This window comes from Bacillus kalamii, from assembly GCF_047238185.1.
Lineage (GTDB): Bacteria > Bacillota > Bacilli > Bacillales > DSM-1321 > Bacillus_AD.
The window spans coordinates 768,417-782,083 of sequence record NZ_JBDFMI010000006.1 but is presented as its reverse complement, the minus strand read 5'-3'; the positions used below and the strand labels follow the sequence as shown (position 1 = coordinate 782,083).

Genomic DNA, 13,667 nt, shown 5'->3' with positions numbered 1-13,667 from the left:
CCTCTCTGAAGCCTTCGTTACATACGGTAAATCGGGTTGGTTAAGCAGGTTGGACCTCCTGTGCCTTTAAATGAAATGTCATTTCCTTCATATAAATGGACCTCGGCGCCTGCCTTTTCCAAAAGTGCCTGGATTATCGGGTTTCCCGAAAGCATCAGGCATTTGCGCGGCGCTAAAGCAAGGACGTTGGAGCCCAAACGATCGTATTCATCATCCGGCACTTCAAGCAAAGCAATCTTCCGTTCAAGCAGCAAATCACGCAAAGCCACTGGCATCAACTTGGAATAGACAACCGCTAAATCCTTATCCACCATGCTGATGACTGACATCAGATGCAGGCATTCATCGGGGCCGTTTCCGTGGGGCAATTGCACAACAATAAAATCATCGACGATACCTTTGGTTATTTCCTTCAGTTGACGTATCCCTTCAGGATTAGTCCGGTAACCATGGCCGACAACCAATGTCTTATCATCCAGCCATACAAGATCTCCGCCTTCTACTCTTCCATCACCTGTAATGCTGCCAAGGATAGGGATTCCCAGTTCATCCAAGTATTTTTCGCATGCTTGCGGCTCCCCTTGTCTCAATACCTTTCCAGGGCGTAATAGAATAGCGCCTTTACTGGTAATTTTCATAGAATCATGCGTATAAATGGAATCCAAGCCGACAGACCCATCCTTAGGTAAATAGCGGACATCAGGTACATATTCCTTCAGTATTTTTTCAAAAGCACTATATTCACGAAGCGCATTTTCGTAGTCTGGGCAAGATACATAATAGTAATCCTGCCAATTTCGGTTCAAATGCTCTTGGCTGATAAAGGCATCTTCCGGATGCTTGATTAAAATACGTTCTATTCTTCCCACCATCGATTGACAACCGTACTCCATCATCCCAGTCTCCCTCCGCATTAAAATCTCAAAGACAAACAACTTAATCCGCCGTCTTGCTTTCTGAATTCCGTCATATCCACTTCAATGGTGGAATAGCCGGCCTCTTCAATCTTTTTCTTTGTATTTTCATAGCCTTTTGGCAAAATGACATAATCATTGACTCTGATGCAATTAGCAGAATATTCATCTTCTGCGGGGATGATTATTTTATTGAACCCGGCAAAGCGCTCATCTTCAATGAATTCGCCTGCCACGACCAAATCCTTGTTTCCAAGGTATGCAATCCCCGTCTTCAAGTGGAAAAATTGCTTTAAAGGAACGATTTCCGCCGTATACTCATATTTTTCCAAAATGGCTTTTAATTGCTGTGCTCCTTCTTCGTTCGTTCTGTCGGACAAGCCGATGTAGAAGTGGTCCTCCACCTGAAGGACGTCTCCCCCATCTAAGCAGCCTGGAGATTGGATATATTCAATCGTACTGTAAAATTGTTTGACTACGGGAGCCATCAAGTCCTTTTCACCGTTTCTGCTTTCTGCGCCTGGATTGGTGATAATTGCACATTTTTCAGTCAATACCGCCGTATCCTCCACAAAACAGGAATCCGGAAATTCCTCGTTCGCACCCAGCTCAGTGATTTCCACTCCACATGCCTTTAGTGCGTCTATATATGCCTGATGCTGTATTAATGCTTGATTAAAATCAGGAACACCCAAATCAGAAGTCGTTAATCCTCCTACAAAGCTCTTACCGATATTTTTTACGATGACATGTTTAAACATACTGTTTTCCTCCTTTAATGTTATCACTGGTTTATTCAACTGCTGATTTCTGCATTGCTGCTTCTGCTCACTCTTGCTTTGGTCAGCATACTGACAATAAACGTGAATATAAAATTAACCAACAAGGCAACAATGCCTACATCAAAATCTTTAATCACTTGCGGCAATGAAGGGAATATCGTGCCGATGGTCATTCCTGAAATGGATATATAGGCAACTGTTGCAACACCTGCAACCATTCCGGCCATCGCCCCCTGTTTCGTTACAGGGTTGTTCTTTAATAGGCTGCATATCAAAGCAGGGAATAGCTGAGTAACCAGACTATAGCCCATTAATAATAGCGTCGTAATCGTATTCGCTCCGTTAAATGTAAAGAAGAGCGCCACTGCAGCTACCACAACTACCAAATAACGCGTAGACTTATTCAGCGCATCCTCGGTTGTCGATGGCTTCATGACTTTAACGATATTCTTGCTTATGATGGTCGCTGAAGATAAGAGAAGGACAGAGCTTGGCACCAATGCCGCCAATACGCCCGCTGCTCCTATTACCCCTACGAACCATGGATCAAAGGTTTTCTTAACAATCTTGAATAATGCCAAATCAGTATCAGAACCTGTTAAGCCTGGAACTTGAAGAACGGCAGTAAACCCTACAAAAATAATCAGAACCAGAATAATCTGATATAGCGGCATAATAATGGCATTGCGCTTTAACGCATTGCTACTTTTCGATGAATAGACTGCCCCGAATATATGCGGCCACATATAGGCTCCCAGCGTCCAAAGAATAAGTGTGGAAACGAACCAGGAGGTACTCAGTCCTTGATCCGGCAACGTAATGAAATTCGATTTTGCTTCACTTACCGCCTCAAACATTGGCCGCAATCCCCCGTAGTAATGGTACGGTAAATAAAAGCCAATAAAGACAACTACCAGCACAATCAAGATGTCTTTCAATACAGCTGTCCAAGCCGATCCATTAATTCCTGAAACTACCACAAAAATTGTGACTGAGATAACACCGATCCATATGGCTGCAGTGGAGGAAATCGCTCCGTACGAGGCTTCTGATACAATAATGCCAAGCCCTTTCAATTGAAGGATGATATATGGAATCATAGCGACAACGCCTACAACGGCAACCAATACACCCAATGCAGTACTATCATATTTATGGGCAAAAAAATCTGACTGAGAAAGCAGCTTATGCTTTTTGGCATATTTCCAGATAGGAGGCAACAGCCAATAGGAAAGGACGAAATAAGCTGCATTAAAGATATAAAAAGCAGGGCCACCCGCAGCGTATGTAAAACCGCTGCCTCCCAAAAAAGTGAAAGTCGTATAAGCCTCGCCGGCCATAAGGAAAAAAACAAAGACCGTACCAAGCTTTCTTCCCCCTACCGACCATTCTTCCAAATTCATTGTCTTTCCTTTTTTTGCTCTGATCCCTAAGTAAATGGCGAATAGCAAAAAGCCGAATATGATAATCAAAGAACTATTCATAGGTCATCCCCGCCTTCTTCGCGATCAGGGTCGAGCTTATACACAATGAGCATAATCACAGATGCCATAACCAACCAAAATACTAACCATGCTAAAATAAAAGGCATACCCAGAATATATGGTTCTTCTCTATTAATAACGACAAGAGAACCAATTACAGGTATTAGGCTTAACAGCATCAGCAGTTTCTTCAATATAATTCCTCCCCGAATAGGCAGTGTGATTATTCAAATTGCTTTATGATCTCTAAAAACATATCAATTGCTGTCGGGATCGTTTCTTCATCAATATCAAACTTAGGGTGATGATGCGGGTATTGGCTATGTTCCCCTCCCATGCCGATAAAGAAATAGGCGCCTTTCTTCTCTTCCAAATAGAATGAAAAATCTTCACTGCCCATATTGGGCTCCACATAGCAGATTGCCTCCTGGCCGAAATTATGGAGAATGGCTCGTTCGACCAGCTCGCTCATTTCTTTATCATTGACGACCGGAGGGGCTCCCCAGCCAAATTCAACTGTTCCGCTTCCTCCAAATGCCGTACAAATGCCTTCCACTAATTTGTTCATTTCATTGCTGACAAATGTCCTAGTTTCCTGTGATACAGTTCGGATTGTTCCGCTTAAAGTAGCAGTATCCGGAATCACGTTCAATGCAGAACCAGCTTCCATTCTGCCGATTGAAATAACAGCCGGTTCCGCAGCCGGCATCCGTCTGCCGATAATAGACTGCAGCGCCTGAATGACATGGCTTGCAATATATGTAGGGTCGACTGAGTCCTGGGGCATAGCGCCATGTCCGCCCTTCCCCTGTATTCGGATGTTGAAATCGTCTGCCGCCGACATGATCGGCCCATGATTGATGCCGATTTTGCCTTTTTCGATCGTCTGAAATAAATGAAGCCCGAAAACGGCGTCCACTTCATCCATTATCCCTTGTTTCACTAGAATTTCCGCTCCACTAGGAATCATTTCTTCACTTGATTGAAAAATCAAAGCCACATTATGCTTGAGTTCTTCGCGATGTTCGGAAAGCCAGCGTGCGACCGAAAGCAGAATTGCGGTATGCCCATCATGCCCGCAAGCATGGCTGACACCATGAACCTTTGATTTATAGACTTTTTCCCCTTCTTCAGGAATCGGCAAAGCGTCGATATCTGCTCTCAATGCTATGGTTTTTCCACCGGCTTTTCCTTTTATAAATCCCACAACGCTTGGCTCTTGTATATCTAAAATATCAATCTTGAATGTCTGTAATGCTTGTTTGATAAACGAGCATGTATTGAATTCCTTTCCCGATAATTCCGGGTTCATGTGCAAATGCCTTCTTTGTTCAACAGCCCATTGATACAACTCGTTTATAGAAAGCGTTTTCAACAAATGTTTCTCTCCTTTCTGTATTGGCGCATTTCATTATTCCACATAACGGAATTTAATTCCTTTATAAGGAAATATAATTGAATTTTATAACCGTATCGTTGCATTGTCAATATTTTTAAAATTATTAGAAAATAATTAGTGTTTATTCATTTGGCAAATACGTTATAATGAATGTGAATTAGGTGGTGATATATGTGCAAACAATAGATAGAGCCATGATGGTTGCCAGGATTCTGTCAGCCAACGAAATGAAAAGGTGGCTTTCGATTTCCGAATTATCCAAAGAATGCGGTCTCCCCATGAGCAGTATGCACCGCTTGCTGCAAGCACTGATTAAGCATGGGCTGATTCAACAGGATCAAGATACAAAACTTTATTCATTAGGGAATACATGGATGGAGTATGGCCTGCAAATGTATGACAGCATGGATTTTGTCAGCCTCATACGTCCTGAATTGGAGAAATTAATGCATGTCGTCCAAGAAAGCGTCTATTACAGCAAACCGATAGGGGACGAGTCTATGGTAGTAGAACGGATAGACTGCCTGAATAATCCAATCCGGATCAATGACCAGCTTGGTATCCGCATTCCTTTACATATAGGCGCTGCCAATAAAACAATGTTGGCGAATATCCCAGAACAGCAAGCTGCAGCAATCATTAACAAGGCCATTCCTGCAGAGGAACAGGAACGCTTCCGAAACACGCTTGCTATCATCAAGCAAAAAGGATATGCCATCAGCCGTGGTGAGCGAACAAACGGCACCACATCCATTGCATCACCTATTTTTAATCATCTTCACGAATTGATCGGAGCAGTCAGCATTGGAGTGGTCGATATCAATTTAGACGATGAGAGGCTTGAATTTCTGAAAGATAGAGTCATAGAAGCTGCACGGCAGATTTCAAATAGATTGGGATATGCGCATGCAAAATCCTGATTGCCTCTAAAGCCATGTTTATAGGCATGAAAAAAAGGACCGCCATCCACTGGCGGTCCTTTTCCCTCCGGGCACATTTATCTTAATGCGGAGGCTGCCATTCGAATATAGGTATGCCGTTTTCCTCTGATAGCAATTGATAAGGCCTGTATATTTTCCGGTACCGCCATTCCTGAAAAACCGGCGTCGCCAATGTGGTAAACATCGGCTCCTGCCCGCTTGGCGCTTAATGCGATGTTGCGGATTGTCTCTTCATCCGCTCCCTCCTGGCTTGTTCCGATTGCCGCTAATGCCAAACCGCCTTTTGCTTTAACGGCTTCTACTGCCATGGCCAATGTTTCTTCCCGTATGCCCGGTACGGTTCCTGGAGCTGGCAGAAGAACGATATCAGCTCCAGCATCAACAAAACGGACTGCCGCATCAAGATCCATCACATTGCCGCTTGTTCCGGCATTATGCATTTTCCCTGCAATGATCAACCCTTGGAAATGCTCTGCGGCAAGTGATATCGCCTGTTCAATTTTCTCATTTGTTACACCTGTTTTCGGATTTCCCGTTAGGCAGACGAAATCACAGCCCAATTGCTTCGCTTGTGCCAATGACTTGGCTGTTGCAGTCCGTCCCTCCGGCAATTCATATAAGCTTTCCAATGCCTCTGCCGATGTATCCACCGGCTCTAAATTAATGCCAACCGGCAAACCTGTCAGTCTTTTCACCTGTTTAATCACATCCAGATCGGCAACAGGCTCTGCTTCCGTAGGTTGGAATACATTCGTCGATTGGATGCCATTCACACGGGGATTGAATACATCAAAAACATTTAACAAAATCATATCTGCTCCGAAAGCCTTCATAATTTCCGGGTTTGAAACCTCCGGCAATAATGGCTGGGAGCTTACCACAGTCTCAGCAATGACCGTTCTTCCTTCTGCAGCCCTGATTGCATTCTTAAGTTCATCCTTTGCCATATTGAAAAAGTCAGATCCCCTGCAGTCTAAAATACGCTTCATTTTCTCTTTCTCCTTCCTACTAAACAATATACCTATCCCCTTATACCTCTTTAAGGATAACATGTCTGCAAACCAAAAATGGAACCCCTTTTATTCAATTGGGCTCCACATGGACATGGACATCATATACATCATATTGTTCCTTGAGGACATCTTCAACCACTGTGGAAATATCATGCGCTTCACTGATGCTTAGAGTGGATTTCACAAGGATCACCAAATCAAGAACTGTATTATTCCCGTAATTTCTCCCCTTTATTTCTTTTATTCCTTTGACGCCATCGATTGTTTGGACGATCGCCTGATACTCGGCCAGCTTATTTTCATCGAAGCCATCTGACAGGTCATGGGAAGCTTCTCTGAAAATATCCCAAGCAGTCTTACAGATAAGCAATCCGACAATCAATGCTGTCACTGTATCGAGCCAAGGCATATTCAACTGTGAGCCAATGATTCCGATCGCTGTCCCGATAGAAACCCACGCATCGGATAAATTATCCTTGGCGGCAGCCATAACAGATTGGCTGTTAATTTTTTCACCCAGTCTTTTATTATATCTATATACCAAATACATCATAACAGCGGAAAATAATCCGACATAGCTGGCAATCATATCAGGCGATTGCTTGCCTCCCTGGAATATGGAAGTGACAGCATCGACCAATACTTGGATCCCGACTGCAACCATAATGAAGGAGGCAATCAAACTCGCAATCGTTTCGCTCTTCCAATGGCCGTATGCATGGTCATGGTCAGGCGGACGCTGTGAAATCCTGAGTCCCACCAATACGGCAATAGAAGCGATAATATCAGTTGTATTATTTAAACCATCGGCTTTCAGTGCTTCGGAATCACTTATGTAACCAATGAATAATTTCAAAAAAGACAGCACAATATAGGCGATGATACTGATCATAGCCCCTCTTTCGCCTAACTTCAGGTCTTTATACTTTTGTTCGTCCAACAGATTGCACCTCCTTTTTGTTCCTAAAATATCATAACAAGCCGATAACGGGTGGGTCTACAGCAATCTTTTTGCGCGGTTTTATATAAATGGCACACTCAAAAAAAAGTTGCATCAGTCAAAAAAAGCATGCGCCAACAGCATGCATATAGATTAAATACCCTCTTTCTAACAAAATGAGTCTTTTTTATCCTAAAAAAGTGATTTTCCGTTTCAAAAAGCTCTTTTCATCCAAAAGAGCTTTTCCATTCTACATCCTATTCATGAATCAACGCTTTGACTGTATCCTGTCCTCCCAGCAGATGCCCATTTTACTAGAATCAGAATGGCAATTAAACTCATTTTCAAATCCATATGCATTGAGCCGCATAATAGATTTGAATTGACTATTTATAAAATAACAATAACGGCTATTATTTTTGTGGATTTATACACATTCTGTGATTTTTATACAAAATAGACTAAAAGAATATCATACTATCCAGGTAAAGGGAGCACTTTTCAAAGAAATTGCTTATGGTCTTCCATGAATTGATACAAAATTAACTCCATAATAGCGATTGTCGATATTCTAGATGTCATATCGAATTGATCCAGTTCAATTTCGTCCGTAAATATATATAAATTAATATCGCTCAAATTTTGGATAATATTATTATCTGCTCCTGTCACCGATATGAGGAAGGGAGGGTGCTTCATTGTTTTCAGTTCCTGTGCCAGCTGAATCAATTCAATATCATGGCCTCCGTATGTCAGGATAAAAACCATATCTTCCTTCTTTATATGGGAAGCGACTGCCTGCCGATACTGGTAGTCCTCCGGTACGACGGCCAGAAAGCCGCTCATCGTGAACAAATATTTAATATACTGAGCTACGTGCTTGCTCAATCCTTTGGCAAATATAAAAATTTTCGGCTGATATCGCAGCTTCTTTGAGATCCGGTCTATTTTGGCTGGTTCCAGAACGCGGATAGATTCTGCTATATTCTTGAGATACTCCTCCCGATAATCTTTCTGTTCCACAACAAATGGCGATGGGTTGAGCTCAACTTTATTAAAAAGAGTGAACTTCAGAACAGTCGTAAATTCACTGTAGCCCGTAAATCCGATCTTGCGCACAAAACGGAGAAAGGTAGTAGTGGATACAAAACATTCGGCCGATACTTCTCGAATGCTTTGATTCTTAATCGAGTCCATATTTTTCACAACAAAGTCAAAGAGAATGCGTTCATTTCTTGTTAAGGTCGACACATGCTGGCTTGATATTTCAAAAAAATCCATTATCACATCTCCTCTCGACGTAATTTCTCCCATCCCTGCAGTTCATTGCTTACCTTGCCCGTTTAGGCACGTGCTGGGTCATGCAATGAATATTGCCTCCTCCAAGCAGGATTTCTCTTGCCCGAATGCCGATGACTTTACGATCTGGATACACTTTCTCCAACAACTTTTTGGCGTCTTCGTCTTTCGGATCATCAAACAATGGAAAGATAATCCCGCCATTGGCTGTATAGTAATTGACATAGCTTGCCGCCAGCCGATCTCCAGGCTGCCTCGGAAAGGTTCCATTAATCGCATCAACGCCTTCACTTTCTTCCTTTGTAATCAATACCGGCTTCGGACAATGAATGCGATGAATGATAAAAGAACGGCCTTTTGCGTCTTTTTCAGTCAACAGGATTTCTTCACATTCCCGGGATATTTCCCATTGGGGATCGCTCGGGTCATCGGTCCAGGATAACAGCACTTCTCCAGGCCTTACAAAATTGAAGATATTATCAATATGGCCATTGGTTTCATCCAAATAAAAACCATGCTTGAGCCAGATTACTTTTTCAACATTGAAGTATTCCTTCAGGACGACTTCAATCTGCTCTTTGGACAACTGCCCGTTCCTGCCCTCAGACAGCAGACACTCCTCAGTCGTCACCAGTGTCCCTTCACCATCGACATGGATTGAACACCCTTCGAGAATGAAATTTTCCAGCTGGTAAAAATCAATGCCTTCTAGTTCACATATTTTTTGTGCCATCGCATCGTCCTTGTCCCATGGAAAATATAAACCGTCCAATAATCCTCCCCATGCATTGAACCGCCAATCCACTGCTCGAAGTGACCCATTGCCGTCAATAACAAAGCTTGGGCCATAATCGCGGATCCAGGCGTCATTATTCGTCATTTCCACTACGCGGATATGCTCAGGCAGCATATTCCTTGCATTAAAGTACTGGCGATGAGAAGACAAAACGGTCACCGGTTCGAATTCGCTAATAGCGTTCGCAACCTCCACATAGCATTGCTGCGCAGGTTTTCCTCCCAACCGCCAATTATCCGGTCGTTCGGGCCAGATGATGTAACATGATTCATGCTCCTCAAACTCGCCCGGCATTCTGAATCCATCTTTTTTAGGTGTGCTATCTCGCAGTTTCATTCATAAAGCTCCTTCCGTGACACCCGAATAATCAGTTACATTAATCATAATTCTTTTTCCCTTAGAAATTGTGGTGATTTGATGAAAAAAGACACTATAATTAGTGTCTTTTTCCCGATTATATGCAGCATGTTTTGAATGGCTCCACTCAACAAATGCCTATTCATCCTCTTTCAACTATTCACCTACCGGTACTTGCTGAGTAATACAGTGGATATTGCCGCCGCCAAGCAGGATTTCCCTTGCTGGCACGCCGACCACTTCACGGTCAGGATACAATTCCTTCAATTTAGCTCGGGCCTTCTCATCATTCGGGTCATCGAATAATGGGAAAACAACGCCTCCGTTCGCTGTATAATAGTTAATGTAGCTGGCGGCAAGGCGATCGCCTTCTTCTCTTGGAAGTGTCCCTTCCACTGCATCCACTCCTTCACTTTCTTCTTCCGTAATCAGAATAGGAGACGGAACATAGATTTTATGCACTTCCAGCTTACGGCCTTTTGCATCAGTTGCCTCGCTTAAAATGTCATAGCATTCTTTTGAAATCTCATATTGCGGATCATTTTCATCATCTGTCCAGGCAAGTGCCACGACGCCAGGCGCCACATAATTGACAATATTGTCGACATGGCCGTTTGTCTCATCCAAATAAATGCCTCGTTTCAGCCAAATAATTTTCTCGAGATTCAAATACTGCTTGAGCACTTCCTCAATTTGCTCTTTGGACAGCTGTGGATTCCGCCCTTCCGAAAGCAGGCATTCTTCTGTCGTAATCAAAGTACCTTCGCCATCAACATGGATCGAACCGCCCTCAAGTACAAAATTGGATAAACGGTAGCGATTCTTCATTTCAATTTCACAGATTTTCTGTGCAACCTGGTCATCCTTATCCCAAGGGAAATATAATCCATCCACTAATCCTCCCCATGAGTTGAAGGACCAGTCGACACCACGGACATCGCCACTATCATTGATAACGAATGTGGGGCCGCTGTCCCGTACCCATGAATCATCATTGGCGATTTCAACGACACGGATATGGTCAGGAAGCATATGGCGCGCATTTACATACTGTTCAGGCGAAGCCCCGACTGTAACAGGCTCGAATTCAGAAATCGCAGTAGCGACATCGACGAATACTTTTTGGGCAGGTTTTGCGCCCAAGCGCCAGTTATCTGGGCGTTCCGGCCAAATAATATAACAACCGCTATGCTTTTCGAACTCTCCCGGCATTCTGAAGCCGTCTTTCTTGGATGTGCTATCAATGACTTTCATGCTTGATCTCTCCTTTAGATGTGCTTTCACTCTCGCTGTTTTTCTTTTTCTTTCCAGCCATGACAATACAAATTTCACCTACAATAAAGGCGAAAACACTGCCTAACAGAATCGGTATCTTCTCATTCAATTCAGAAGATGATCCATTCAACGGAACTGCTGTGAAAATAAGGGTAATAATCAACAATGACATCGGAACAAATGTCATCAGACGAAGCAGGAGCTGCCCTCCTGGAACCTTAAATGGACGCTCACGCTCCGGATCGATTTTACGAAGCTTCAGGAATGCAGGGAACATCATGATATAGGAAGCAAGAAGTGCCACTACATTCAGTGCAAAGAATGCCCAGAAAATATTTTCATTCGGGATCATCGGCCCTACTATAACCAGTACGGTCGCCACAACCCCATTCAGCACACTAGTGCCTACAGGCATGTCATTTTTAGGATTGGCCTTTCCGAATACACGCGGAAGATCATTGTTCCGTGATGCATACATCGCCACATAGTTAACGCCAAGCGCCCATGATATCAAGTTGGCCGCCAATGTATACATAAACATCAATCCCATGACAATGACAAACGGATTAATGCCGCCCACCAAAATAATGAAACTATCGACCAACCCATTTGCAGTGGACAATTCACTTGTAGGGATAGCTGCCCCCATACCGAATGCCGCTAATAGATAAAAGAATGCAATTAGCAGACCGCCATAAATAATGGCTTGCGGAATTTGCTTCTTCGGATTATGCATGTCGCCTGCCAGTGTTGTGACCACTTCAAACCCAAGGAAGTTAAAGAGAATAATCGAAATAAAAGAAAGACTTTTCAAATCGAACTCGGGGAGTAACGCTGCTCCTGAAAAATCATTTGCCAAGCCTTTTGTAGCAGCAAAATAAATACCTAGGCCGCCCAGGCAAAGCATAATGGCCACTTTACAAATAGCAGCAAGATTCAAGATCCACTTACTGTCACTGACTGGATAACAGCTGATGAGTACCACTGCCCAGACAAATGCCAATTGAATGGCTATGGATACCGGCGTACTTAACGACATAGAGAATATTTGTGTGAATACCTGAACAAACAAAACGGCGAGACTGGCCATCCAAATTGGGTAGTTGATCCAATATAACCACGCTACACGAGCTCCCCAGCGTCTGCCGAAAGCCCGTTTTACCCAATCATAAATACCGCCTTCATCATTATAGGTGGTACCAAGCTCCGCTGAAATAAGCCCGTACGGCAAGAAGAATAAAACCATTAATAATATCCACCAGAAAAATTGCGAGGACCCAATTGCCGCTGCCGGGGCCGCTGATTCAACAACCAATATGACACAGACTGCCATCAGCACAGCATCAAATAATTTGAACTTTTTCTTTTGCACAATGCCCACTCCTCTGTTTAAGTGGGGGGAAGGAAGCATCCTGCTTCCCTCTCCTCATTTAATTTGTTTGATCTTATGATGTTTGGCCATTCAATCCATGATTAATGAACCAATGGAATATCATCATGCATGGACGGATTCATGAAATAAACAAGCAAGGCACGCATTGCAGTCAGACGGTTTTCAGCTTCATCCAGAACAACTGAATAATCGGCATCCAATACTTCATCTGTCACTTCTTCTCCCCGTGTTGCCGGCAAGCAGTGCATGAATTTAACATGGGGCGCTGCCATCTTGATCATTTCAGTATCCACCTGATATTTAGGGAAGAATGTATTCATCCGTTCCTCTTCTGAAAGCTCTGCTTCATACAGGCCATACCATACATCTGTATAGATGAAGTCGGCATCTTTTAGAGCAACTTCCGGATCTTCAGTGACAAGGTAGCTTCCTCCGGACACCTTGCAATTTTCTTCCGCGATTTTCAAGTGTTCTTCTCTTAGCTGGAACCCTTTAGGACCGTACTGGACGAAATCCATGCCAAGTTTTGTCGCCATGAATAAAGTGGATGCACATACTTGAGTAGCGTCCCCGACAAACACAATTTTGCAATCTTCAATCTTTTTACCTTCCGGAAGATGCTCGAACATAGTGATGGCATCGCCTAGCTCCTGAGTAGGATGATTGTAATCGGACATACCATTAATGACTGGGATCGTAGCTGTTTCGGCTAGCTCCACTACAGTTGAATGTCTTTCAACACGGGCCATCAGGATATCTACAAGGCGCGATAACACTCTCGCTGTATCCCCTACGGTTTCGTGGCCGCCCAGTTGGATTTGGCCAGGAGCCAGATATTGAGCATGGCCGCCTAACTGAGTCATAGCTGTCTCGAATGAGACTCTTGTACGAGTGGATGATTGTTCGAAAATCATGCCGAGTGTTTTATTTTTAAGGATTGGCGGATAAAAACCATTTTTAATCGATTTTTTCAAAGTCAATCCCAATTCAATCATGTAAACAATCTCTTCTTTAGTAAAATCCTTCGTATCAATAAAATCTTTAATCATTCCAATTCACCCCGTTATCATAGTT

13 protein-coding genes are annotated in these 13,667 nt (G+C 43.2%); 1 reads left to right on the top strand and 12 read right to left on the bottom strand.

What is annotated here, in order from left to right; translation table 11 throughout:
- Positions 1–17 precede the first annotated feature (17 nt).
- From ABC357_RS21725 to ABC357_RS21705, 5 genes are read right to left on the bottom strand one after another with little or no spacing between them, the layout of a single operon-like run.
- On the bottom strand, positions 18–893 hold the full coding sequence (locus ABC357_RS21725) for a dimethylarginine dimethylaminohydrolase family protein (protein ID WP_412890099.1): 876 nt from the start codon (positions 891–893) through the stop codon (positions 18–20).
- A gap of 20 nt (positions 894–913) precedes the next feature.
- Positions 914–1,675: a dimethylarginine dimethylaminohydrolase family protein gene (locus tag ABC357_RS21720; protein ID WP_412889608.1), complete on the bottom strand. Its 762-nt coding sequence runs from the start codon at positions 1,673–1,675 to the stop codon at positions 914–916.
- Positions 1,676–1,710: 35 nt separating this feature from the next.
- Positions 1,711–3,180, bottom strand: a complete 1,470-nt coding sequence (locus tag ABC357_RS21715; protein WP_412889607.1) for a sodium:solute symporter family protein — start codon at positions 3,178–3,180, stop codon at positions 1,711–1,713.
- The gene (locus ABC357_RS21710) at positions 3,177–3,359 is read right to left on the bottom strand and encodes a DUF3311 domain-containing protein (RefSeq protein ID WP_412890098.1); all 183 of its coding nucleotides are present in this window, start codon (positions 3,357–3,359) and stop codon (positions 3,177–3,179) included. The genes ABC357_RS21715 and ABC357_RS21710 overlap by 4 nt, the downstream gene beginning before the upstream one ends.
- A gap of 44 nt (positions 3,360–3,403) precedes the next feature.
- Entirely contained in the window at positions 3,404–4,558 is a 1,155-nt protein-coding gene (locus ABC357_RS21705) for a M20 metallopeptidase family protein (RefSeq protein ID WP_412889606.1), read from the bottom strand.
- A 194-nt stretch (positions 4,559–4,752) separates the two neighbouring features.
- On the opposite strand from ABC357_RS21705, the gene ABC357_RS21700 reads away from it, so the two are divergent.
- Positions 4,753–5,499: an IclR family transcriptional regulator gene (locus tag ABC357_RS21700; RefSeq protein WP_412889605.1), complete on the top strand. Its 747-nt coding sequence runs from the start codon at positions 4,753–4,755 to the stop codon at positions 5,497–5,499.
- 77 nt (positions 5,500–5,576) lie between these two features.
- On the opposite strand, the gene ABC357_RS21695 is transcribed toward ABC357_RS21700, so the two are convergent.
- The 7 genes from ABC357_RS21695 to ptcA form a co-directional block, all read right to left on the bottom strand.
- Positions 5,577–6,509: a DUF7916 family protein gene (locus ABC357_RS21695; protein WP_412889604.1), complete on the bottom strand. Its 933-nt coding sequence runs from the start codon at positions 6,507–6,509 to the stop codon at positions 5,577–5,579.
- Positions 6,510–6,603: 94 nt separating this feature from the next.
- A complete protein-coding gene (locus tag ABC357_RS21690; RefSeq protein ID WP_412889603.1) occupies positions 6,604–7,473 on the bottom strand; it encodes a cation diffusion facilitator family transporter in 870 nt (289 codons plus the stop codon).
- Positions 7,474–7,974: 501 nt separating this feature from the next.
- Positions 7,975–8,754, bottom strand: coding sequence for a MurR/RpiR family transcriptional regulator (locus ABC357_RS21685; protein WP_412889602.1), 780 nt, complete (start codon positions 8,752–8,754; stop codon positions 7,975–7,977).
- A 49-nt stretch (positions 8,755–8,803) separates the two neighbouring features.
- A complete protein-coding gene (aguA, locus tag ABC357_RS21680; protein WP_412889601.1) occupies positions 8,804–9,904 on the bottom strand; it encodes an agmatine deiminase in 1,101 nt (366 codons plus the stop codon).
- 177 nt (positions 9,905–10,081) lie between these two features.
- Entirely contained in the window at positions 10,082–11,179 is a 1,098-nt protein-coding gene (gene aguA, locus ABC357_RS21675) for an agmatine deiminase (protein WP_412889600.1), read from the bottom strand.
- Positions 11,166–12,575 (bottom strand): APC family permease, encoded by a 1,410-nt coding sequence (locus tag ABC357_RS21670; RefSeq protein ID WP_412890097.1) that lies wholly within the window; start codon positions 12,573–12,575, stop codon positions 11,166–11,168. Before ABC357_RS21670 ends, aguA (ABC357_RS21675) begins: the two co-directional genes overlap by 14 nt.
- Before the next feature lie 98 nt (positions 12,576–12,673).
- Positions 12,674–13,642, bottom strand: a complete 969-nt coding sequence (gene ptcA, locus ABC357_RS21665; protein ID WP_412889599.1) for a putrescine carbamoyltransferase — start codon at positions 13,640–13,642, stop codon at positions 12,674–12,676.
- Positions 13,643–13,667: the final 25 nt, after the last annotated feature.